The sequence below is a fragment of the Eubacterium ventriosum genome, from assembly GCF_025150745.1.
In the GTDB taxonomy this organism is placed as follows: Bacteria; Bacillota; Clostridia; order Lachnospirales; family Lachnospiraceae; genus Eubacterium_G; species Eubacterium_G ventriosum.
Map to the genome: position 1 here is coordinate 332,438 of NZ_CP102282.1, position 20,986 is coordinate 353,423.

At 40.8% G+C, this 20,986-nt stretch carries 24 protein-coding genes; 6 read left to right on the top strand and 18 right to left on the bottom strand.

Features of this window, described 5'->3' with window-relative positions:
- Nucleotides 1-2 precede the first annotated feature (2 nt).
- From NQ558_RS01405 to NQ558_RS01415, 3 genes are all read right to left on the bottom strand, one after another.
- A complete protein-coding gene (locus tag NQ558_RS01405) occupies nucleotides 3-320 on the bottom strand; it encodes a DUF3847 domain-containing protein (RefSeq protein WP_008816380.1) in 318 nt (105 codons plus the stop codon).
- 286 nt (nucleotides 321-606) lie between these two features.
- Nucleotides 607-810 carry a hypothetical protein gene (locus NQ558_RS01410; protein ID WP_004614949.1) on the bottom strand — a complete coding sequence of 68 codons (204 nt, stop codon included), beginning with the start codon at nucleotides 808-810 and terminating at the stop codon, nucleotides 607-609.
- A gap of 147 nt (nucleotides 811-957) precedes the next feature.
- Entirely contained in the window at nucleotides 958-1,182 is a 225-nt protein-coding gene (locus tag NQ558_RS01415) for a helix-turn-helix domain-containing protein (RefSeq protein ID WP_005362423.1), read from the bottom strand.
- A gap of 302 nt (nucleotides 1,183-1,484) precedes the next feature.
- Here NQ558_RS01415 and NQ558_RS01420 point away from each other — a divergent pair, with 302 nt between their 5' ends.
- A complete protein-coding gene (locus NQ558_RS01420) occupies nucleotides 1,485-2,525 on the top strand; it encodes a DUF6076 domain-containing protein (RefSeq protein WP_008816376.1) in 1,041 nt (346 codons plus the stop codon).
- A gap of 224 nt (nucleotides 2,526-2,749) precedes the next feature.
- Here NQ558_RS01420 and NQ558_RS01425 read toward each other — a convergent pair whose 3' ends face one another.
- The 8 genes from NQ558_RS01425 to NQ558_RS01460 form a co-directional block, all read right to left on the bottom strand.
- Complete coding sequence (locus NQ558_RS01425; RefSeq protein ID WP_005362413.1) at nucleotides 2,750-5,128, bottom strand: ABC transporter permease; 2,379 nt, start codon at nucleotides 5,126-5,128, stop codon at nucleotides 2,750-2,752.
- 14 nt (nucleotides 5,129-5,142) lie between these two features.
- A complete protein-coding gene (locus NQ558_RS01430; protein WP_005362411.1) occupies nucleotides 5,143-5,808 on the bottom strand; it encodes an ABC transporter ATP-binding protein in 666 nt (221 codons plus the stop codon).
- 5 nt (nucleotides 5,809-5,813) lie between these two features.
- Entirely contained in the window at nucleotides 5,814-6,074 is a 261-nt protein-coding gene (locus NQ558_RS01435) for a hypothetical protein (RefSeq protein WP_005362410.1), read from the bottom strand.
- A gap of 126 nt (nucleotides 6,075-6,200) precedes the next feature.
- Nucleotides 6,201-8,588, bottom strand: coding sequence for an ABC transporter permease (locus tag NQ558_RS01440; protein ID WP_040446938.1), 2,388 nt, complete (start codon nucleotides 8,586-8,588; stop codon nucleotides 6,201-6,203).
- A gap of 180 nt (nucleotides 8,589-8,768) precedes the next feature.
- Entirely contained in the window at nucleotides 8,769-9,185 is a 417-nt protein-coding gene (locus NQ558_RS01445) for a hypothetical protein (RefSeq protein ID WP_005362406.1), read from the bottom strand.
- A gap of 27 nt (nucleotides 9,186-9,212) precedes the next feature.
- Nucleotides 9,213-10,244, bottom strand: coding sequence for a sensor histidine kinase (locus tag NQ558_RS01450; protein WP_005362401.1), 1,032 nt, complete (start codon nucleotides 10,242-10,244; stop codon nucleotides 9,213-9,215).
- Nucleotides 10,241-10,933, bottom strand: a complete 693-nt coding sequence (locus NQ558_RS01455; protein WP_177676591.1) for a response regulator transcription factor — start codon at nucleotides 10,931-10,933, stop codon at nucleotides 10,241-10,243. The genes NQ558_RS01450 and NQ558_RS01455 overlap by 4 nt, the downstream gene beginning before the upstream one ends.
- Nucleotides 10,934-11,144: 211 nt before the next feature.
- The gene (locus NQ558_RS01460) at nucleotides 11,145-11,273 is read right to left on the bottom strand and encodes a helix-turn-helix transcriptional regulator (RefSeq protein ID WP_005361627.1); all 129 of its coding nucleotides are present in this window, start codon (nucleotides 11,271-11,273) and stop codon (nucleotides 11,145-11,147) included.
- 263 nt (nucleotides 11,274-11,536) lie between these two features.
- On the opposite strand from NQ558_RS01460, the gene NQ558_RS01465 reads away from it, so the two are divergent.
- Together NQ558_RS01465 and NQ558_RS01470 are read left to right on the top strand one after the other, a co-directional pair.
- Nucleotides 11,537-12,910, top strand: a complete 1,374-nt coding sequence (locus NQ558_RS01465) for an MATE family efflux transporter (RefSeq protein WP_005361628.1) — start codon at nucleotides 11,537-11,539, stop codon at nucleotides 12,908-12,910.
- On the top strand, nucleotides 12,900-13,025 hold the full coding sequence (locus tag NQ558_RS01470) for a DUF3877 family protein (protein ID WP_156774973.1): 126 nt from the start codon (nucleotides 12,900-12,902) through the stop codon (nucleotides 13,023-13,025). Before NQ558_RS01465 ends, NQ558_RS01470 begins: the two co-directional genes overlap by 11 nt.
- 36 nt (nucleotides 13,026-13,061) lie before the next feature.
- Here the strand turns inward: NQ558_RS01470 and NQ558_RS01475 are convergent, their stop codons facing one another.
- From NQ558_RS01475 to NQ558_RS01500, 6 genes are all read right to left on the bottom strand, one after another.
- Entirely contained in the window at nucleotides 13,062-13,943 is an 882-nt protein-coding gene (locus tag NQ558_RS01475) for a helix-turn-helix domain-containing protein (RefSeq protein ID WP_005361630.1), read from the bottom strand.
- A gap of 244 nt (nucleotides 13,944-14,187) precedes the next feature.
- Nucleotides 14,188-14,343 carry a hypothetical protein gene (locus NQ558_RS01480; RefSeq protein ID WP_181991167.1) on the bottom strand — a complete coding sequence of 52 codons (156 nt, stop codon included), beginning with the start codon at nucleotides 14,341-14,343 and terminating at the stop codon, nucleotides 14,188-14,190.
- Nucleotides 14,344-14,607: 264 nt separating this feature from the next.
- Entirely contained in the window at nucleotides 14,608-15,195 is a 588-nt protein-coding gene (locus NQ558_RS01485) for a helix-turn-helix domain-containing protein (protein ID WP_005361633.1), read from the bottom strand.
- A gap of 335 nt (nucleotides 15,196-15,530) precedes the next feature.
- Complete coding sequence (locus tag NQ558_RS01490; protein WP_005361635.1) at nucleotides 15,531-16,235, bottom strand: carbon-nitrogen hydrolase family protein; 705 nt, start codon at nucleotides 16,233-16,235, stop codon at nucleotides 15,531-15,533.
- Nucleotides 16,236-16,351: 116 nt separating this feature from the next.
- Nucleotides 16,352-16,663 carry an SdpI family protein gene (locus tag NQ558_RS01495; RefSeq protein ID WP_195557890.1) on the bottom strand — a complete coding sequence of 104 codons (312 nt, stop codon included), beginning with the start codon at nucleotides 16,661-16,663 and terminating at the stop codon, nucleotides 16,352-16,354.
- A 74-nt stretch (nucleotides 16,664-16,737) separates the two neighbouring features.
- On the bottom strand, nucleotides 16,738-16,884 hold the full coding sequence (locus NQ558_RS01500) for an NUDIX domain-containing protein (protein WP_198006741.1): 147 nt from the start codon (nucleotides 16,882-16,884) through the stop codon (nucleotides 16,738-16,740).
- A 244-nt stretch (nucleotides 16,885-17,128) separates the two neighbouring features.
- On the opposite strand from NQ558_RS01500, the gene NQ558_RS01505 reads away from it, so the two are divergent.
- The 3 genes from NQ558_RS01505 to srtB all read left to right on the top strand — a co-directional run bounded on the left by NQ558_RS01505 (nucleotide 17,129) and on the right by srtB (nucleotide 20,118).
- On the top strand, nucleotides 17,129-17,326 hold the full coding sequence (locus tag NQ558_RS01505; protein ID WP_005361642.1) for a hypothetical protein: 198 nt from the start codon (nucleotides 17,129-17,131) through the stop codon (nucleotides 17,324-17,326).
- Nucleotides 17,304-18,893 carry a hypothetical protein gene (locus tag NQ558_RS01510; protein ID WP_005361644.1) on the top strand — a complete coding sequence of 530 codons (1,590 nt, stop codon included), beginning with the start codon at nucleotides 17,304-17,306 and terminating at the stop codon, nucleotides 18,891-18,893. Before NQ558_RS01505 ends, NQ558_RS01510 begins: the two co-directional genes overlap by 23 nt.
- A gap of 277 nt (nucleotides 18,894-19,170) precedes the next feature.
- Nucleotides 19,171-20,118, top strand: coding sequence for a class B sortase (gene srtB, locus NQ558_RS01515; RefSeq protein WP_005361646.1), 948 nt, complete (start codon nucleotides 19,171-19,173; stop codon nucleotides 20,116-20,118).
- Between the two features lie 159 nt (nucleotides 20,119-20,277).
- Here srtB and NQ558_RS01520 read toward each other — a convergent pair whose 3' ends face one another.
- Complete coding sequence (locus NQ558_RS01520; RefSeq protein WP_005361647.1) at nucleotides 20,278-20,964, bottom strand: Spy0128 family protein; 687 nt, start codon at nucleotides 20,962-20,964, stop codon at nucleotides 20,278-20,280.
- Nucleotides 20,965-20,986 lie beyond the last annotated feature (22 nt).

The following is a 20,986-nucleotide window of genomic DNA, read 5'->3' on the forward strand; positions in this document are numbered from 1 at the left end:
CCTTAGTCACCGCCTTTCTCCTGCCCGGAAATACGGGCGTGGTTCTCTGTGGCAGACCGGATGAAATGCTCCGCCTGCGGCAGATTCAAAATGCTTTCCATGAGGGAATAAAATTCCGCTTCGGATAGCTCCTTTGTCTGTGGTGCAATGCTCTCAATAGCTGCCCCACGGGTAATCAGCCGGTGCGTCCTCTGTTTCCGGGAACCGCTTTCCAGATACGCCTGCCGGTTTTTCAAACGCTGCATTTTCCGTTTTTCCTGTTCCAGCAGGACAGTGGTTTTTTCATATTCCTGCTTCAACTGTTCCAAAGATTTTTCCATGTTCTCACATCCTTTGCTGATAAGATAAAGAAAGACCATCCGCAGACAGTCCGTGTGTCAGTGCTTCTATAAAACCCGATGAAAAGGGAAAACCGCAGAGCGGATTTCTCTTTGCGGCGGGTACACAGGGGATAGCCGCTTTAGCGGCGCAAGGGGGTGTAGCCACCTTGTCGGAGCGAAGCGAACGCAGACCTCGGATTGCTGATTTTATCAGCGGCAGAGGTAAGCTCCGCAGGACGCACGATACATGGTCTTTAGACTATGTATAGAAGTGCGCCCTTAGTTCCTAAGGGATTTTGCCGTTTCCGGCAGTCTTGTCCTTTTTCTTGGAACGCTTGGAAAGATACTTCGGGCAGTCAACCACAACCGCCCGGAAGCTCTGTTTACATTCGTGCTGGCATTTCCGGCACAGTTCGTTGTAAGTGATACGGCTGCGGTCATTTAAGAAGAAAGACCATTCCAACCGCCGCTTGTTACTCATTCTTGCCATAACCGGCTCCTTTCTCCGTTTCTATCTGATGTACGCAGATAGGCTGTTTTGATGTAGCGTCTCGGTATCATTTTTAAGTTTTTTTCCCTCTGTATGCCCCTTTGGAAAGTGCGGCAGTATTGCAAGTCAGGGAATGATACCTCACGCTTATTTGTCGCTTCCCGGTACGGTTTCGGAGCCTTTTGCCATCCATTCAAAGAAAGCAATTTTGCTGACCTTGATAAGTCTGCCCCTGCGGAACGCTGGAAAGCCGGGTGTGTGTACCAGCTCATAGGCGCTCGCTCTTGAAATTCCCATAATCCGCTGAATGTCCGCCACATCCAGAACCAGCGGTAAATCCTCGTAGCTGTTCAATCTCTTTTTATCGTTCATTCTGTTCCTCCCATAAATCAAATAGGTTAAAATGCTTCCTGTTGCCGTTCTCCCCAAAAGCCGTTTTCCTGCCCCATTCCTGCGGTGTTTCCCTGCATTGGTGCGCCGAATGCGTCACTTCTCCTGCCGGTCATATCCCTTTTGGACGGTCATTCACTTGTCAAGGTACTGTGCGGTACGAAATTACCAACCGCAATCATCATAGCGTACTATCCTTGACAAAACAATGATTCTGCGATACCATGAGTGTAACGGATATAACTGAATTATATAATTACCATAAACAAAGGCAGGGGATAGGGATGGAGAATCAGTTTATACGGCATGAGCCATGTTTTGAGAGGATTTTGTTTGTCCTGACGCTGGACAGGAAGAAAATGAAAGAGCGGATTTTGATTGGGGAAGAACAGCAGATCCGCTTCCGTCTGAACGGGAGCCAAAACGCAGAGGTGCTTTGTGATATGACACGCCCACTGGGAACTTTTTTGATAAACTTTGAGCGTGACACGGACAGAGACTGGAACTTATACGGGCTTTCTCCGCTGCGGCAAGCTCTCCACTCCAACCGATGGAAACAGCCGGAGCTGGAGCAGGCGGCAAGCGAATTTCTTTGGGAGAAATATCTTAGCAACGACCCTCTGAAAATGTATGTGGCGTTCCGTATCTGGAACAGCTATCTGCTTGCCAGAGAACCCCGTGACCGTAACGCTGCCTGTGACCGCTTCATGGATAAAATGAGCAGACTGACCGGGGTATTCCAAAACGAAACCATGAGCTTTGACAGGGAGACAGGAAAACCGAAACAATTTCAAGCTGGCAGCCTTTATTTCAAAGGCGCACCGTCAGAAGATACCCGGCTTGACCTCTGGTTCCCGGACAACCGGCGCACAGAAGAATGTGTGTCTGCCTATGCGTCCCTCTACCCGTTGATTACCTATTATCTGAACAGGCTGAATGACTGGGGGCTTTGCTTCCGGCGGTGCAAGGTCTGTGGAAAATATTTTCTGGCAAAGAGCCAGCGGTATGAGCTGTGCAGCGACAAGTGCCGAAAAGCACAGGCGCTTCAAAACAAGCGGGAATTTGACGAGAGGTCAAGAGAAAATAACTATGACCTGCTTTATAAAAATGAATGCCAGAACTGGCGCAACAAAATAAACCGGGTAAAAAATACCGCAGGCTTTCCGGCTGACCGTCTGGAAAAAATACAGGCTTCCTTTTCCGACTTTAAGAAAGAAGCCTTACAGAGAAAAAAGGCTGTAAAAACAGGAACGGCCAGCCCGAAAGAATTTACGGACTGGCTGTATCAGCAGAGTAATGTAATTGTTGAGCTGACCGAGATATGAAAAACTTTCTATCGTCAATTTCGCATTATTGCAATAACAGATTGCTTCTTCCATGAATGGTAATATTATCATCAAACTTTTGGAAGAACTATAAATGTCCGAGGTGCCTTTGATTTCGACAAAAAAACAGGCCGAATTGTTACAAAGCTCGGACATTTCAAAAATTTTTTGAGAAATGGCGAAAAAAGCGGGGCAGCACATGCCGCCCCGCCGATCCCATACGGTTATTCCATCGCCCGCATTTGTTCAATCAGAGATTGTTTTTTCTGTCTGCGGATTGTCCATACAGACAAGATCAGTTCCATTCCGAATAATACCAGAATGAACAATCCCATTTCCAAAACCGGGAATTTGTAAGGTACTACATTTCCACCAAAAGTAGCTATACTTATTTCTCTACTTGCAACAATAGAAATAGGAAATCCGACAATCAGGATTGCCAATGTTGCAAAGAACGCATAACACAGACCCTCGCATATATTCATTTTGCATAACTGTTTTTGTGTCAGACCAATGGAACGCAAAACACTGTTTTCCTGTTTTCTGGACATCTGATTAGAAAGGGTCGTATTGATGAGGTTGATAACACCAAAGAGGAACACCAACCATGAAAGAACCTGCATACTACCAAACGCCGCAGAATTTTGTGATTTTTCAGCCGCAATCGCTGTATCTATTTCATCTAAAGCAAGGTTACTGTGTTCGGCTACAATATTTTTCAGTTCAGCTTTTACAGTTTCAGCTTTTTTCGGATTGCTTACAATGCTCCATGAGTAATCAAAGGTAGTAATTTCCGGGTACAGTTCGTAGAATAAATCTTTTGGAGCAAAGAAAACAGAGCCATCTGTATGAGCGCGTCCATGCCCGAAAATCACAGGCATTTTTGAAGTGGAAAACACTCCCGATATTGTAACAGGGATGGACTGCTTACCATCTATTGAAGAAAATTCAACGGTGGAACCGACGCCCATATCTTCAAAATACGCTACAATCTGGTCGTGAATTACGATACTATGAGAATCTGTCGGCATCGTTCCCTCTGTCAATGCAGCCTCAACCATAGCATAGTTCTGGTCAGTCAGCGTATCACATATTCCTGAATTTTGGTTAGCATCTGTTTTAATGCTGGTATGGAGCGATTGTCTGGCTACGATTATATCCGTAACACCATCAACAGATAAAACTTCCTGCTTTAGTTCCTCGTTTAGCGGATTACCTTTTACTAACATTTCTTCCGATAGATCTTGGAGATATATTTTGTAATCGCTGTCAGGAAAATATAATCTTGCAATTTGTTCTGGTGAGCGCACTAAAACAATGGAAGATACCACCATCAGCAAAATTCCGCCGATACTCAAAGATGCTACAATACTGATTGTCTTTTTTCGGTCACGCTTAAAATTCGCAATTCCCATTGAAACAGGATTGAGCTTGATATTCTTTTTCCGGCTGCGGATGTCCTTTTGCACTGGGGTAAAACGGACGGCTTCAATGGGGGAAATCCCTGCCGCGATTTTCACCGGCTTACGGATGGAAATAGACACCATGATCCAACCGCTTATGAGTGTCAGGGAAACCATAACGGCATAGGAAACAGCGTTAAATCCCTTGGAAAACAGAAGAAAACCGCAGCATACGCCCAGCACTGTACCAATCAAAATTCCGATACTGCCGAGTTTGCGTCCCTCCCGCTTTACAATCCGCTTGATTTGCTTTGGCGTTGCACCAATCGTCCGAAGCTGTCCGTAGCTCCTGATTTTGTCATTGATGGAGATACGGAAGATACTCTGAATCACAATATAGCCGCCGATCAGAACAATAACAATCACACCAAAAATCGGTAAAAAATCAAAGGATTTAGAAGCATAAGCAAAATACTTGTTGTTCATGCTGGGATTAGGAAGCTGATATTCCTCTGCAATCTCTCTGCAATAAGAGGTTATCAGTTCCTCGCCCAACTGATCGCTGTTTTTGAAATGGACATAAGCGCGATACCCAGCCGGATCAAACCCTTTCCATTCTGTCAGGGCAGCTTTGGAAAGAATGATAGCGCAGGTATTCGCTTCTTTTTCATTTACGCTGTCCATAATGCCGGTAACGACATAATCACCATGAAAACTCTCGGTATCTAAGGTCACAGTGTCCCCGATCTTGGCATTGTTTCCATAGGTGGAGAGAAAGTATTCGCTTACGACAACTTCATTTGCTTTTTGGGGTAGATTCCCCTCCAATAGCTTCATTTGGTCGCGCCCAATCTCCATCATTTCTGCGTCATTATATACATAAGAGGCATGATAGCCCTGTTCCGAAAGTTCCTCGCCGAGCATATAGTAGCCGCCTACGCGCTCAAACTCCGGCAGTCCTTTCAGGGTTTCAATGTCGTTTTCCTCTACGCCCAGCCAGACCGCCTCATAAGTATCGACAACCTGATTGCGCTGCATTTGTGTCAGGGAGGTAGACACAATTCCCGTAAAGCAGATCAGAAACGCCGCCAGCGCAACGGCAATCACCACCATCAGATTCCGGCGCTTCTCGCTTTGCAAACTTTTCTTTGCCAGCTTCTTTGTAATGGCGCTGGTATCATTTTCAAAAGGCCATGTCATAGCCTGCCACCTCCTTACTCCACGATCTTGCCGTCCTCAATGCGGACAATCCGATCTGCAAGACGGGCTATGTCGTCATTGTGGGTAATCATCACAACGGTTTGCCGGAACTCCGCACTGGTGCGCTTGATAAGCCCCAGCACCTCGGCGCTGGTCTTGCTGTCAAGGTTGCCGGTCGGCTCGTCGGCCAGTACAATAGCCGGTTTGGTAATCAGGGCGCGGGCAATCGCCACACGCTGCTGCTGGCCGCCGGAAAGATTGTTGGGCATATTTTTCAGTTTATCTTCCAGCCCCAGCAGGTGAACGATCTCGTCCAAAAACTTCTGATCCACCGTGTCCCCGTCCAGCTCCACCGGCAGGACAATGTTCTCATACACATTCAGGATGGGAACAAGGTTATAGTTCTGGAAGATAAAGCCGATGTTGCGGCGGCGGAAGATGGTGAGCTGTTCGTCGTTCATTTTCGACAGCTCTTTGTCCCGGACAATCACATTGCCGGAAGTAGGGGTGTCCAGCCCGCCCATCATGTGAAGCAGGGTGGACTTGCCGCTGCCGGAGGTTCCCACAACGGCCACAAACTCGCCGTCCTCCACAGAGAAGTTCACGCCGTCAAGGGCGCGGGTGATATTCGGCTCTGTACCGTAATACTTTTTCAGGTCGATCGTCTGTAAAATGCTCATAAAATTCAATCCTTTCTTTGTTTGTTGTAAATGTTGAACGCTGCTGCGCCGGTGGCCGCCAACTGTACCAGAATCAGCACAGCGAACAGGCCGAAGCTCTCATAGTAGAACAGTTCATCCCAAAACAGGAGAACATCACAGAGAGCAGTCAAGGCAACCGTCCAGCGGATGTGCCGGGCCAGCCATTGCCGGAACACCAGCACAAGGACAGCGGGCGGGACGATCAGCAGCACCAGATTCAAAATCAATGTCGGGGTCAGTTCCATTGCGTCGCCTCCTCACTTTTGTTGATAAGGGTATTGTAAAACCCAAATGTCCGCGAAATGTTACAGCGGCCAAAAAATTTCATTGAAAATCGGGGTGAAATGTTACAACGCTCGGACATTTCAAAATCAGTCTGCCATTTTGATCCGTTCCACCAACGAATTTCTGCATTGAATTTTTAGACAGATAGCAGAAATTATAATAGGTGTTATTATTAAGCAGACACCGTAAATCAGTAATGGAATAAAAGGAAAAGTATATTGAAAATAAGTTAATCCATTCGCAGACAATATCCGTACTAACAAATAACCCATCAAGGTTCCTGCCACAACCGTAATAATCAAGCATGGAATAATCAGTAAGACACTTTCATGCAGCAGCATTTTCTTTATCTGTTTTTTTGTCATACCGATAGATTCCAATATTCCAAATTCTTTTCTCCTTGTACTGATACGACTAATCAAGGTGTTTGTCAGATTAAAAATGCTAAACATAATGACAAAGGCAGATACCCCATAAACTTGTACGCTGGTATTATGAATCGTATTTGCCGAAGATGCTTTTACCTCTTGTAAGGTTTCCATTACCAAATCAGGGTGTCGGGACAGTATATTATTTAATTTGCTTTCTACTGATTTACCCACTTTTTCATATTCAGGTACGGACAAAGTTAAGGAAGCTGTTAAATCCATATCGCCCCACAACTTTTCTATGGTTTCTTTGGGGAGATAAAAGCCCTCATTCATACTTTTTTCGGAAGTACCGGCAATCAAAATATCTATGCTGTGTTCAGCCCCATCAAACCATCGTAATGTCACTTTTTCTCCTATTGACGGGCAAGCATGATAGACTTCTTTCTGTACGCTTGTTCCTAATATAACCATAGCGTCTTGTTTCACCAATGTTTCGTATGTCCAATCAACAGGAAGCGTTTTCAAAATTTCCTCCTGATTATCAGGCGTAATCGGAATAATGGGAATTTCTAATTGTTCATCGTGATACTCAATAATGGCTGCGGTTCTCTCCGTAGCATAAATCTCTTTAACTTCCGGGATTTGTTGCAATTCTTCCATGAGTTCTTGTGAAAAAGGCGTATTAACTTGATACTCCGAAATACCATACGGTTTCGGGTTGACTAATGTATTGTGGTTAATCGTAATATAATATTCTCCATCTTCCAAATTCCCCATTCTTGCAAAGGAATCTGGATTCCATGATGATATAAAAGTGGCTCCAACCATAAATAAAATCCCGCCGATTGCAAGCGAGGCAATCGTCAGATTGTGTTTTTTTCGATTCTGCTTTTTGCTCAATACGGCTAAAGAATACGGTGAGAGCCGAATATGATTTTTCCTATTCTGCACTCTACTTTCTTTTAGTTCTGGATCGTTTCCAACATATTTTGTTGCTTCAATAGGGGAAATATTTGAAGCTATTTGTGCGGGCTTGTATACGGAAATTTGTACGATGATAATGCCTAATATTATTGCTAAAATACTTGTGGCTATGGCATTGATAATCGTTATTCCATTCGGCTCTAACAAATATGCAAATATGATACCTACTGTAATACCGGCAGGTATTCCGAACAGGCAGAAACGATACCCTTCTTTACGAATCATCCGCTTAATTTGTTTTTCTGTCATGCCAATAGTTTTGAGCTGTCCAATCTGCGATACTTGATTTGATACCGAAAGGTAGAACACACTGTATATGACAATTCCGCTTGAAAATGCAATAAAAAGAGTAGCTAAAAGAACACCTCCCATTCCTGATCCACTAATAAGTGAGGAACAGAATTTGCTATTAAAATAAAGTTGGTTCCTGCTTATGTCTTGGGATAAAGCCAGACGATATACTGTATTCTCAAAATCAATAAGTCCCATTTCCGTGGCACCATTTACACGAATCAAGGCACTATATGGAATATCCGATAATAACACACCCTGTTCTGCATACGCTGGGGAGACATAAAAGTAAAATGTTCCTGTTTCCACATTATCAGTAAAACCAGTAATGATGAAATCCTCTGTTTTACTCCCCGCCGTTGGTAAAGTGATGGTATCTCCTATATTTAGCTGATACCCCAGCTCTAATTGAACATTTTTATCAATTACAATTTCATTGTACTGTTCTGGACAGGTTCCACTGACTAATTCATAGGATTTTATAATTCCAAAACCAGTCGGCATATAAACCGCTTCAAATTTGATCCCATCCATCAGAAAACTATCACTATGCTTATAGGGTACAATATCTTCAAGATCAGGTTCTTTTTTCAGAACTTCTATCTGTTCTGCTGTAAGCCCCCCGATGGTAGCTTGCTGCATTTGATTCAAAATCTTTTGTTCACTAATTTTGCTGCCTTGTTGGAATAAGGAGATTCCCACAATCAAACTAATTGCCAGCGCAATGGTCAAAACATTAAAAAAGCAAAAAATACGATTTGAAGATACATTGCGTTTTGCTAATTTCTTTACAATGGCGCTGGTGTCATTCTCAAAAGGCCATGTCATAGTTGTATCACCTCCATATTTGATAAGGGTATTGTAAAACCCAAATGTCCGTGAAATGTTACAGCGGCCAAAAAATTTCATTGAAAATCGGGGTGAAATGTTACAACGCTCGGACATTTCAAAAAAATTTACGGCGGGCAGCCGGAAATGGCCGTCCGCCGAAACATACTACACGATCTTTTAGATAGATTGATTGTGAAATAATTTCAATCCAATCACCACATCTATCATAAGTTCCACAATGAGAATTATACTAATGGCAAAATTAAAATTACATAGGTTATATAATCCGATATAGATTTCACAAGTAAGAAATACAACTTGCAGACACAAATTTAAGTATGTCACTAAATGCTCGTTAGTTCTATTCCACAATCTAAACAGGAACATTGTAAAAATAGGTTTTCCAGCAAAAGCAAAGAGTACTGACAATATCGGCACCAAAAATATATAGTAAGAATCTACTGCATTGCTGGGGGTTGTACCTACCCATTGAATTGCTATATTATCAGGAACAACGAAAAATAAAACAATAGATAAAATAACATTGATTATTAAGATGATTGTTGTTGCTTTGCAAAAATTGATTTTTTTCATGGTGTTTTCTCCTGTTATAAGTGTGCTTTATTTAGTCGGCAGCATAATGGAAAATTCCGAACCCTTGCCCGGCTCCGAAACCACTTTGATATAGCCGCCCTGTCGCGTTACGATCTCGCGGGCCAGATACAGGCCAATGCCCACGCCCTGCTGTTCGTGTACTTCTTCCTCACGATAGAAGCGCCGGAAGATAGCGGCCTGATTGCTTTCAGAAATTCCTTTGCCAGTGTCGGTCACTTTGATCTCCACATACATTTCCCACAGCACCACCGACACAGCGATTTTCCCGCCTGCCGGGGTGTACTTCACCGCATTGTCCAGCAGGTTAAAGAGGGCTTCGGATGTCCACTTGCTGTCATGGGAAACGGTCAAATCCTCCGGGCAGTCCACAGACACGGCGATTTCCTTTTTCTCCGCTGCATACACGATCCCACTCATGGCCTGCGCCACAGTATCAAAGAGGCGGCCCGATTTCTTATCCAACTGGATCACGCCCGTTTCCAGCCGTGAGGTTTTCACAAGGGCCTGAAAGAGAAAGTCCAGCTTATCCGTCTGGCTGCGGATTCCCCGGATAAAGTCGGTGCGCTCCGCCTCGGTCATGGGCTTTTCCAGCAGGGTGTCCGTCGCCATTTTCAGATTGCTTACCGGCGTTTTCACCTGATGGGAAATATCCGATACAAGGGTCTGTAACTCCTGCCGTTCCTCGTCCACCCGGCGGCGGTTCTCCTGCATGATCTGGTAAAGCCTTGCCAGCCGGTGTCCGATTCTGGCAAGCTGGGTTTCGCTGTCCTCTGGCCGCTGGGGCGCTTCATTCCCGGCGATCATGTGGTCTAAGGTCTGGCACAGGTCAGCGGTAAACTGCGACAGCCGCTTTCCAAACGCCTGCGTCAGTACAAAAATCCCCACAAGGGCGCACAGCAGCAGCGTCCCGCCTGTCAGCAGCACCGCAATCTGTTTTGTCACAAGAAACAGGGCTATGGTGATCCCGGACATGGAGAGGACAAGCTCCATTGCCACCCGGCCAAACAGCCGCTTTACCGAGAGGTTTTGAAACTTCATTTTACCTCGCCTCCCGTCCATTGATAGCCCATACCGTAAACGGTCTTGATGTATGGCACACCTCCGTCGGCTTCAATCTTGCTGCGAATCCGGCTGATGGAGGTTGTCAGGGTGTGTTCGTCCACAAACCTCTCGTCTATATCCCACAGCTTTTCCAAAAGCTGCCCACGGGTCAGCACTTGCCGGGGATTTTTGCGGAACAGGTTCAGCATTTTGTACTCCATCGGGGATAGGGTCAGGGGCTTGCCGTTTAAGGAAGCCGTCTGCTCCGAGAAGTCCAGAAACAGCCGCCCGTCGTCGTAAATGTCCTTGGCCGGTTTGTGGTGTTCCAGCATGGCGAACATGGCTTTGATTTTCCGCTGCAAGGCCCCGATCACAAAGGGCTTTGTGATGTAGTCCACCGCGCCCACCTCATAGCCCCGTATCTGGTCGCTCTCCTGATCGTTGGCGGTTAGGAAAATCACGATGGTGTCCGAGTGCTGGGGCTTTATCAGCTTGCACAGCTCAAAACCGTTCCCGTCCGGCAGGTTGATGTCCAGCAGCACTAAATCAAATTCCCGCTGGCGGATGGCGTCGGCGGCGGTTCTGGCATTTAGGGCAGAAGTCACGCCGTAGCCGTCTGCGGTCAGGTTGTAGGCCAACATCTTATTCAAAAAACTGTCGTCCTCGACAATTAAAATCTGCTCCATATTCTCACTTCCTTTGCTTTTTGCAGATAGTATAACAGGCAAATGTCCGAGAATTGTTACAAGGACAAATATATTTATCATTTTACAGCTTTTTTATGTGTACTGCAATTTTATAAAAGAAAGGACAGCAGTATCATCAAATTGCTGTCCTTGCGGTTTATTATAGCTGGTAGTGTATAAGCGTGGGTTCATCATATTTGGTGTGGTATCTTTAACTATGGGAAACTCCACTTTCCCATTTTGAAACCGACTGTCTTGAAACTGACAATTTCTCAGCCAACTCTTCCTGACTCCAACCGTTCTTTTTTCTTTCTTCTGATATTTTTTCTGCTAAAATCATATTCTACTTTCCTTTCTGTTCGAACATCCTGATTTTACCATAAATATCCGGTTACTGGCTATAAAGTCGCCTTGGAAATTTGTCAACTGATGGTTGCAACTGTGCAAAGAAGCCCTTTATATGGGCTTTTTGCTATAAATCATGTCTTTTTCGTGTATCTGCATTCTTACCACAATACGCTCTTTCAATATATTCTTTTTTGACTTTCCACTTTACATATATTATTATTTTATACAGAAAAAATATTCAAAAGAGGTACATATATGCAGAATGACAAAAATTTCTTAGGCACGGCTCCTATTGGAAAGCTACTTCTAAAGCTGTCTATTCCAACGGTAATCGCCCAGCTTATTAATATGCTTTATAATGTTGTAGACAGAATTTATATAGGACATATTCCGGGGGAAGGCAGTCTTGCTCTTACCGGAGTCGGCGTGTGCATGCCGATTATTATGATTGTTACTGCTTTTGCAGCACTTATCAGTTCCGGTGGTGCGCCAAGAGCTTCTATTTGTATGGGAAAACAAGATAATAAATCCGCAGAACAAATATTGGGAAACTGCTTTTCTTTACAGATTGTTGTTTCTATTGTTCTTACGGTGGTTTTGCTGATTTGGAATAAAGATTTGTTAATGGCTTTTGGTGCCAGTAAAAATACACTTGGATACGCAACGGACTATATGCGTATTTACGCTTTAGGTACATTGTTCGTTCAGTTAACTCTGGGCATGAATGCTTTTATTACTGCTCAGGGATTTACAACAACTTCAATGGTTTCCGTTCTTATCGGTGCCATTTGTAATATTACTTTAGACCCTGTATTCATTTTTGTTTTTAATATGGGCGTAAAAGGTGCAGCCCTTGCAACTGTGCTGTCACAGGCAATTTCAACCATATGGGTAGTTGTTTTTCTTAGTGGCAAAAAAACACAGCTTCATCTGCGAAAAAAATATATGGGCTTGAAACCTAAAATTTTTCTTCCATGTGTTGCACTGGGACTTGCAACTTTTATTATGCAGGCAAGCGAAAGCGTTGTAACCGTCTGCTTTAACTCATCTCTCCTTCATTACGGTGGAGATATTGCCGTTGGTGCCATGACTATTTTAACCAGCGTTATGCAGTTTGCCATGTTGCCACTTCAGGGAATCGCCCAAGGCTCACAGCCTATTGCCAGCTATAATTACGGTGCAAAAAATGCAGACAGAGTAAAGAAAACTTTCCGTCTGCTTGTAATTACATGCTTAACATATTCCACATTGCTTTGGGCTGCAGTACAGATTATTCCAAAAGTATTCGTAAGTATTTTTACTTCCGACGCAAAACTGGTTGCCTTTACTGCACCAATGTTAAAAATATATTTGGGTGGTTTATTCCTTTTCGGAATTCAAATTGCCTGTCAGATAACATTTACGTCCCTTGGCAAAGCAGTCAACTCTATTATTGTTGCTGTTGTGCGTAAGTTCGTACTGTTACTTCCGCTTATTTATATTATGCCTCACGTTGTGTCTAATCCAACTATTGGCGTATATATGGCAGAGCCGATTGCAGATATTATTGCTGTGCTGTTTACATCTGTTTTATTTACATTCCAGTTTAAAAAAGCACTTGCACAAATTAGAAATTCTAATGAAATGTAACGAAGAATGTGATATTCTTATTAAATTTACAAACCGAGATGATCCTTATTACTATTGCATTAAAGATGAAATCTTTAATGCAATATATCACAGCAAATATCAGCACTGCAATTAAATAGAATCTGACCGGTCGATATATACTTTTCCATGACTACACCTCAGCCTCTACAATCACAAGCTCACTCTTTATACCATTGAGCTCAATGTAATTGTCTGCTTCGGCATCTGAAAAGTCATCAACCTTTTTGCCCTGTCTCTCATAATAAATATGAGTTGCTATTCCCTTTTTTGTGCTTCTAAATCTATAATCTGCAGGAATTGTAAGTCTTGATGTTGCTGACAACTGATTAATCTCAAGGGCACCCTCATGTGATAAAACACTGATCTGCATATCAAGATTTGAATCTATCTCAATTTCACTTTTATTTCCCTGAAGGGTAACTTCGCTAATTCTGCCATTTACCTCAATATGTCCATTTTCTATATCAGTAATATTCAGTGTCCTTGCATTAACTGATAATTCGATTTTTCCAATATATTTTACTGGAATAAAAATAGTAATGACCAAACTCTCCTTTGCATCTGCTTCACTGGCTTCATTAAATCTGTTAAGCTCAATATCGATTCGGTTTTTTATATCATCAATCTTTACTTTATAATCTGCCGGAAGATTCTTATAGACATTTGAAAACATTGTGACTTCAATTTTTTCTCCATGATATGCCTTTAAATCTACAGCATATGCTCCACCAAGCTTGATATCAAAATTCTTCTTACCGTCAATATCGTATTCAGTACGACTTTCATAGATGTAATCAGACTGCTTTTTCTCTGATTTCTCATTCGAAAGTAATTCATCTACTGATATCTGGAAGAGATCTGCTATTGCCATCAGATTTGCAATATCCGGTGTTCCTGTTCCATTTTCCCACTTAGTAATGGCTTGTCTTGATACACCGATTTTCTCAGCCATCTTCTCCTGTGAAAGTCCAGCCTGTTTTCTGTAATGTTTAATTTGTTCTTCTAAAGTCATTTTTCTACCTCCGTTTTCGGTTTGCTTTACTTCCTTCACAGATTAGTAAATTAACCTTTACCAAACAAGAAACATTAGTTGTCATTTCACTATTTTTCTGCTACTTTCCGTAGCAACGCCCTAAAATAAAGGTTTTTACAACGAAAACTAAATTTATCCAATCGCCAAATTCCGATTTATCAAACCCTTTTTATTTCTGCTGAAACATCTTAAAATGCTTCAACGCCTCCACAATTGCACTTTCTTATAACTCCAATGAATCCATGTTTAGTAAGAAGTCATACACGTTCATCATCAAAATGCCATCGTCATTATAAAATGGTTTTGGTGTATCCAAAGTGATTACAATTTTCTTAAATGAATCATTGATTTTCAAAAATGGGCGAATCTCTTGTGCCATTTTTTCTTCCGTTCGTAACATATATGCGGACTGAATATAATACTTTTTAGAGCCTTTATTACAAATAAAGTCAACCTCCAACTGTTTCTTTACCGGTTTTCCTTCCTCGTCCTTTGTATAACCAAGGAAGTGATTGTGGTTGACCTGCACCTTTCCGTCTTGGTAACGAAATGCCGTCGTCAGTGTAAATGCATGCTTTCAGACTCGCCAAAAGCCTGAAATTTCACAGTCCCTTCCTATGCCTATTATTCCAAAAACAAGTGTCTAATTTCCAAGCAAATGAAACAATAGTCCAATCAAAAAACATACTACGATTGCAACAATTGCAGCTACAATCATTTTCAGTACATTTTGATATGGTCGTTTTCCGATTTCTCGCTGCTTCTGTATTTCGTCCAATCTTTTTCCTTCAGAAAAGGCTACAATCTCTTTGTAAGTCTGAATATCGTTGTCCTTTTTCACTTTTTCCACTTTCAAAGCCCAGTACATCGTAATTACAAAAAGAATTCCAAATGGAATAAATGCAAGCCGTTCCAACCAAAAGAATAACGGGACTGCCGATAAAAGGGTAATTACCAGATGCACAGTGAAAATGTTACCATAATAGTTAAACTTCTTAATTTCTTGTTCATTGATTTTTTCTTTCATATTTTCAATATCTCCTTTGATTAAATTATCAATGGAGGTCTTGAATACTTCACTCAAAAGAACCAAGCTATTTACATCCGGATAACTTTTCTCATTCTCCCAATTTGAAATCGTTTGTCGAGAAACATATATGTGCTCGGCTAATTGGTCTTGTGATAATTGGAGTTCCGAACGATATTTTTTAATTTGATTTCCGAGTTCCATTCAATTTACCTCCTTGCATTTGTATCTTAATCAAATACAGATATTGGCGCTATCAAAAGGCTTTGACAATCGGCTTTTGAGCTTTGTCAAAATCTTTTGACACACTAGAAATGCTATTGAAAGAGCTGTAAACTTCCGATTTATCAAACTCCTTTTATTTCTGCTGAATCATCTTAAAATGCTTCAACGCCTCCACAATTGCACTTTCTTTATCTTCTGGGCACTGTGGCTACCTGTCATATTCTCTTCCTCCATTCCTATTTTCTCTATCTTAGTCAGTCCGACAAGCAAGAAGTTTACAGTTCTATACCTACATCATATTCATTATCTATTTATCATTCAGATAAAACATTAAATAACCTTGGTACTCTATCTTCTAAATAATTGATTACCTTTGCATTACTTTTGTCCAAATCAACTTCAACAACAAATCCACCACACTCGTTTGTTTTCATCAATTCACATCGTCCCACAGAGTTATAAACATATGCTAAAGGTATTTCTTCTTCATAATGTGAACATCCCAAAATATACACTTCATTTTCAATGGCTCTAGCTTTTGCTAATGTTGTCCACTGTTCAAGTTGTAAATCATGATACATTCCTGTTCCAATAATATTTATAAGCATAATCGGATCTTCTAAAGACATTATCCTTGCTACTTCTGGAAAATGAATCTCATAACAAATCAGGACGCCTATTTTTCCAAATTTGGTATTAACACAAGTGATTTTTTCACCGTGTTGTTTCCCCTTTTCTTTTTCACCCTTAGTTAAAATGCATTTTGTATATTCATCAACAATCTTACCGTTATCAATAACAAGCACTTTATGTTGACCATTATTACGCAAATCTTTAAAACCTGTAATGATATATTTCTGTTCATTCTTTATAATTTTAAGAGCTTCAGTCAATGTATTACTATCCAAAAATCCTTCTGGGAAAACATATAAATCTACATCATTTTGAGAAAGAATTTTTCTTAGTTCATATATACTATTACCTTTGTAGGGAACAGCCAATAATACCTTCAACTTCATAATTACACCTCTTCACTAAATTCAAACTTAACACGTAATTTAATTAAATACTCTTTCTCCCCCTAGATACTACACTGACAAACTTTGTTAATTTAAGAAGTTTTTTTCAATTGAGTCTAACGATATCCTTGTTCTTTTTTTATTTGTTCTTCAAGTTCTTTAGCAATTTGCATTTTTTCTGCTTTCTCAATTGGAATTGCAATAATAACTGCATAAACAATTCCTATAATCAATGAAACTAGTAAAAAAATATTACATAAAACAAAGCTGTAACGAGGTTCCATATGAAATATGACGATAATGGTTGGTAATATCATCAGACTCAATAGCGCAGAAGTAAACACATGTGCTCTGTGCCAAACCTCAGGATAATCCTCCGTTTGTGGAATTCTAATACCAAAAATACTGTTGGGACTTGTAAATGGCATAACTATTGCGCTAATAATCATTATAACTAGATAAATAATACATCCATAAGATGGTTTGTGTAAAAAGACTTCTTTTATGATGGTTTCATTTGACCAAAATATAAAGCTACAAACGATTCTCCTTTTTCAACGTGACCACCGGGGAATGTCAAGCCTCCCCAATTTTCATCTATCTTATCTTGTACAAGTACATTTCCTTTGTCATCATATACCATGCACATATTATAGCATACAAAACAAGGCTGATGAAATACTTTTTACTTTGCCGGGAAGTTATAAATTGCGGCGTAAAACCCACACGCTTGCGTGTGGGATGAAAGCTGCTTTTTCTGTGCAAAACTATATTTCTACTACTTGACATTAACATAGAGTAAACATATTATCTATGTATAATAGTGCAAAGTTCAAAATGAAAGTGAGTATTTTAGAGATGCGTTAGAAGCACAGTATTTGGAGGGGGTAATCATGGCACGACCAAAAAGTAATAATGTACAGATTAACATTTCCATTCCTTCCGAGTGGAAAGAACAGCTTGAAAACCTTGCCCGTATCTATTCTGTCGAAGAAGGAACTACTATTACCTTCCTTGACCTGATGCGCAGGGGGATTCAGGAAAAATATCAGTTAGGAGAAACAGACGATGAGCGAGGAACAATATCATAAACTTTCTGACAGGCATATCCTAGTTGTAGAAACTGATATGCCTTATCCTGATGTTCTGAAAGTCGTGGCTCTTTCTGATAAAATCCGCAAAGCTGGCAACGAGCTTGTTAGTCTTATGAGAAAGAATTACGACCAGCTCATGCGTACCAAGAAATATCGTAAACTACTAAAACTGTACGGCAATACTGAGGATAAGGACAAACTTAAAGCTCTCGCTAATCAGCTCAATGATATGCAGAAATCTTATAATGTTACATGGGATTTTTGCAGGACATCTATGATTCCTATAGGCAAGAAATACAGTATAGATGCGGTGTTTGCTCTCACAAAAGCCGAAGACATATGGCGAGGTATGGAAAAATGTCTTTATGATAACGGTAAGATTACACATTTCTCAAAATACGGAGAATTACCATGTATCAGAGCAAAACAGATAAATCGTGGTATTCCGATGTTTGTTGAGGATGGTAAACTTCGATTCAAACTTAGAAAGATGCAATTCGGGATTCATGTCAACGACAGGTTTCAGTCTGATGAAGTTAACGCCGTTTTGTCTTATCTTGAGAATCCTGACAAGATGGATGCTGATGCTGTCAATACGCTTATAGAAGAAGCCTGTTGTATAGATACTTACAGACCTTGCTATGCTACTCTTGTTCCAAGATTGATAAGAGGTAAGTACAGAGTATATCTGCATCTGACAATAGAAAGCAAAGCTAAGCCTAAATATGATAGATTCGGCAATCCAAGACATAAATACGGTAAAGGCATGATAGGTGCTGATATAGGAACGCAGACAGTTGCCTATACTTCTGATACTGAAGTCGGACTGAAGAACCTTTCAGAGCGTGGCAACAGCATACAGACTTCTGAACGCAAGGAACGCTTATATTATCGTGCTATGGACAGGAGTAGACGGGCAACCAATCCACAGAATTACAATCCTGACGGCACGATCAAGAAAGGTAAAAAGACTTGGAAATATTCTAATCACTACAAGAAGCTGAAAGCCAAACACGCTGAATTATGCCGTATAAATGCAGTAAATAGACAGCTTGCAATAAACGAAGATGCTAACTATCTGCGAAGTCTTGGAGATACATTCGTCACAGAACCTAAAAATGCAAGCAAGCTGATGAAACGGGCTAAGAAGACTACTGTTAATAGCAAAGGCAAATTTAATAAGAAAAAGCGCTTTGGCAAATCTATAAAGAATCGTTGCCCGTCTGGATTTCAAACTACTGTTGAAAAGAAATTCAAAGTCACAGGCGGCGCATATATAGAAGTTTCGAATAATTATAGGGCAAGCCAGTACGACCACACGGCAGATGACTACATTAAGAAAAAGCTGTCTGATAGGCTCTACAGACTTCGAGACGGAACATTGGTACAAAGAGATTGGTATTCATCATTTTTGCTCTATTGTTACGACTACAGAACGCAGGATATAGACAAAGATAAATGTATTACAGATTTCGGCAGGTGCTATGACAAAGAAAAAGCCCTAATCGCATGGATTAAGGCTAATCATATCAAAATACTAAACAGTGGAATTAAAGTAGCTTAACAACTAAATGTTAGGGAGATTGATTGTACTTCCTTGTCGTAAGACAGAAATTTACCGCTAATGTGGTCGTAGGACTGCTTGGTAATGAAAGCTCTGATTCAAACAGGTTTACACTTGTAACTCCAAAGCCTGAAAATGGTGTACGATTACAAGCTACACTTGGCAATCAGAACCCCACGGGCTTGCCCGTGAGAGCAGTCAGGCTAGTATAATACATGTGGCGAAAACCATACGCCATTACAGTCATAATTTATTATTAGTATTAGGAGAAATTGCAATGAATACTCCCAAAAAGAAAAAGAACCGAATATATACCATGCTATCCGGCATAACCTTTCTGGTTTTTCTTGGCTGTGCTGCATATCTTATTTTTTATCTTGGAATACAGCCATACTACTTAAAGCAACAAAGCAAAAAGATAAATGCTGCTTACTATAATTCTTCGGAATTTGATTCCGGAAATAAAAATTCCGACGGTCTGCTATTGAAATTTTCCCAGCTTTTAAAGGCAAACAAAGATACAAAGGGCTGGCTCAGAATTCCGGGAACCAATATTGATTATCCTGTCGTTCAGGGAGAAAAAAACTCCGATTTTTATCTGCACCATAATTTAAAAGGAGACACGGATAAAAATGGCTGCCTATATATTGATGCCAATTGTAATGTAGAGACTCCTACAAAAAACATTGTAATCCATGGCCACAATATGGAATCTACTCGAATGATGTTTTTTCAACTTCCAAAATATAAAGATATAGAATTTTACAAAAAGCATCCTATCCTCATATTTGACTCCATCTATGATGAATCCAAATGGAAAATCATTTCGTTTATGAGAGTCTCAGGAACTTATTCCCATAACGACGGTTTTGATTATATGCAAGGTGAATTTAATGATAATGAGGAATTTCTAGACTTTCTTCATCAAGTAGAAATGCGTTCTCTCTATCAGTGTCCTGTGACCGTAAATGAAAAAGACTCATTACTTATGCTCTCAACCTGTACCTATGAAATTGACAACTGCCGTTCTGTTGTTGTTGCCAGAAAACTTCGAAAAGGGGAATCAGAAGATGTGAACACCTCAAAAGCTTATCTGAAAAATGATGTGTTATATCCTGATGATTGGTATTCTAAATATGGTGGAAAAATGCCTGTCGCTAACTCCTTCACAGAAGCCATATCTGAACACACTCTTGATTGGTATGATGGAAAACGGAAGCATTAAAAAAGAGTTCGCTTGCGAACTCTTTTTACCTTAAAGTTTTAACATTTTTTTAGTGCATTTTGACCGAGTTTGTAACGTTTTTTCACTTAAATTTTATTCCTTGTCGGTCAAAAAAAGAAAGGATACATATCAATGCCATCCTTTCTTCCATATTTTTTATTATTTTTCTGCTTTTCTTTTTTTGTTCATAACAATACTCAATACCAACATTGAAATACCTAATATGCCAACAACAATTGCAGAAATAATTCTCTCACCTGTTTTAGGTGCATTTTCCGGTGGGTTTGTAATCACTGTTACTGTTTCTTTTGGAGTTGTTGGTTTCTCTAAAATTACTGTCGGTGCTGCTGTCGTCGTCACTGCTGATGTTGTTACCGCTTCGTATGTATTCGAAAAGACTACGTCATCTGTTTTTTCCGTAGCTCCATTTTCCACTGCATATATTACAGACTTCAAACCACCATTTCCATCATTTTCAATGGAGACTGTTACCGTGTAAACAGCACTATCATAAGTAAAATGTTCTACATTACCCGCTTCCTGAGAAATGAAATAATTATATCTTCCCGGTTTTGTATAAGTCATGGGACCAATTTCTACTTTGCCATTATCCTTAATCGTAACCTCTTTTACATCTGGCATAGGGTTTGTTTCATTTTCAGATTTAATTACCACTTTATACTCAATACCTGAAGGTACCGAATCCCCTAGTGTCTTAATCTCTACCGGAATAGAAGCGGTACAATATACCTTTTCTTCTGCATATGCCTGTGTCTGGAACAGCAGAAGTGTAACGAAACATGGAAGTAGCAGCAATATACCAAACTGTTTCATCTTGTTTTTCATATTATAGTACCTCCATCTTTAC

Bases quoted from the DNA above. Each gene is read 5' to 3' on its own strand.
- NQ558_RS01485 (WP_005361633.1), bottom strand. From the start codon at position 15,195: ATGGAACTCGGAAATCAAATTAAAAAATATCGTTCGGAACTCCAATTA.
- NQ558_RS01475 (WP_005361630.1), bottom strand. From the start codon at position 13,943: ATGACTTTAGAAGAACAAATTAAACATTACAGAAAACAGGCTGGACTT.
- NQ558_RS01410 (WP_004614949.1), bottom strand. From the start codon at position 810: ATGGCAAGAATGAGTAACAAGCGGCGGTTGGAATGGTCTTTCTTCTTA.
- NQ558_RS01495 (WP_195557890.1), bottom strand. From the start codon at position 16,663: ATGCCATTTACAAGTCCCAACAGTATTTTTGGTATTAGAATTCCACAA.
- NQ558_RS01425 (WP_005362413.1), bottom strand. From the start codon at position 5,128: ATGACATGGCCTTTTGAAAATGATACCAGCGCCATTACAAAGAAGCTG.
- NQ558_RS01465 (WP_005361628.1), top strand. From the start codon at position 11,537: ATGCAGAATGACAAAAATTTCTTAGGCACGGCTCCTATTGGAAAGCTA.
- NQ558_RS01415 (WP_005362423.1), bottom strand. From the start codon at position 1,182: ATGAACGATAAAAAGAGATTGAACAGCTACGAGGATTTACCGCTGGTT.
- NQ558_RS01440 (WP_040446938.1), bottom strand. From the start codon at position 8,588: ATGACATGGCCTTTTGAGAATGACACCAGCGCCATTGTAAAGAAATTA.
- srtB (WP_005361646.1), top strand. From the start codon at position 19,171: ATGAATACTCCCAAAAAGAAAAAGAACCGAATATATACCATGCTATCC.
- NQ558_RS01520 (WP_005361647.1), bottom strand. From the start codon at position 20,964: ATGAAAAACAAGATGAAACAGTTTGGTATATTGCTGCTACTTCCATGT.
- NQ558_RS01460 (WP_005361627.1), bottom strand. From the start codon at position 11,273: ATGATTTTAGCAGAAAAAATATCAGAAGAAAGAAAAAAGAACGGTTGG.
- NQ558_RS01430 (WP_005362411.1), bottom strand. From the start codon at position 5,808: ATGAGCATTTTACAGACGATCGACCTGAAAAAGTATTACGGTACAGAG.
- NQ558_RS01455 (WP_177676591.1), bottom strand. From the start codon at position 10,933: ATGGAGCAGATTTTAATTGTCGAGGACGACAGTTTTTTGAATAAGATG.
- NQ558_RS01510 (WP_005361644.1), top strand. From the start codon at position 17,304: ATGAGCGAGGAACAATATCATAAACTTTCTGACAGGCATATCCTAGTT.
- NQ558_RS01445 (WP_005362406.1), bottom strand. From the start codon at position 9,185: ATGAAAAAAATCAATTTTTGCAAAGCAACAACAATCATCTTAATAATC.
- NQ558_RS01420 (WP_008816376.1), top strand. From the start codon at position 1,485: ATGGAGAATCAGTTTATACGGCATGAGCCATGTTTTGAGAGGATTTTG.
- NQ558_RS01490 (WP_005361635.1), bottom strand. From the start codon at position 16,235: ATGAAGTTGAAGGTATTATTGGCTGTTCCCTACAAAGGTAATAGTATA.
- NQ558_RS01480 (WP_181991167.1), bottom strand. From the start codon at position 14,343: ATGGCACAAGAGATTCGCCCATTTTTGAAAATCAATGATTCATTTAAG.
- NQ558_RS01435 (WP_005362410.1), bottom strand. From the start codon at position 6,074: ATGGAACTGACCCCGACATTGATTTTGAATCTGGTGCTGCTGATCGTC.
- NQ558_RS01500 (WP_198006741.1), bottom strand. From the start codon at position 16,884: ATGTGCATGGTATATGATGACAAAGGAAATGTACTTGTACAAGATAAG.
- NQ558_RS01470 (WP_156774973.1), top strand. From the start codon at position 12,900: ATGAAATGTAACGAAGAATGTGATATTCTTATTAAATTTACAAACCGA.
- NQ558_RS01405 (WP_008816380.1), bottom strand. From the start codon at position 320: ATGGAAAAATCTTTGGAACAGTTGAAGCAGGAATATGAAAAAACCACT.
- NQ558_RS01450 (WP_005362401.1), bottom strand. From the start codon at position 10,244: ATGAAGTTTCAAAACCTCTCGGTAAAGCGGCTGTTTGGCCGGGTGGCA.
- NQ558_RS01505 (WP_005361642.1), top strand. From the start codon at position 17,129: ATGGCACGACCAAAAAGTAATAATGTACAGATTAACATTTCCATTCCT.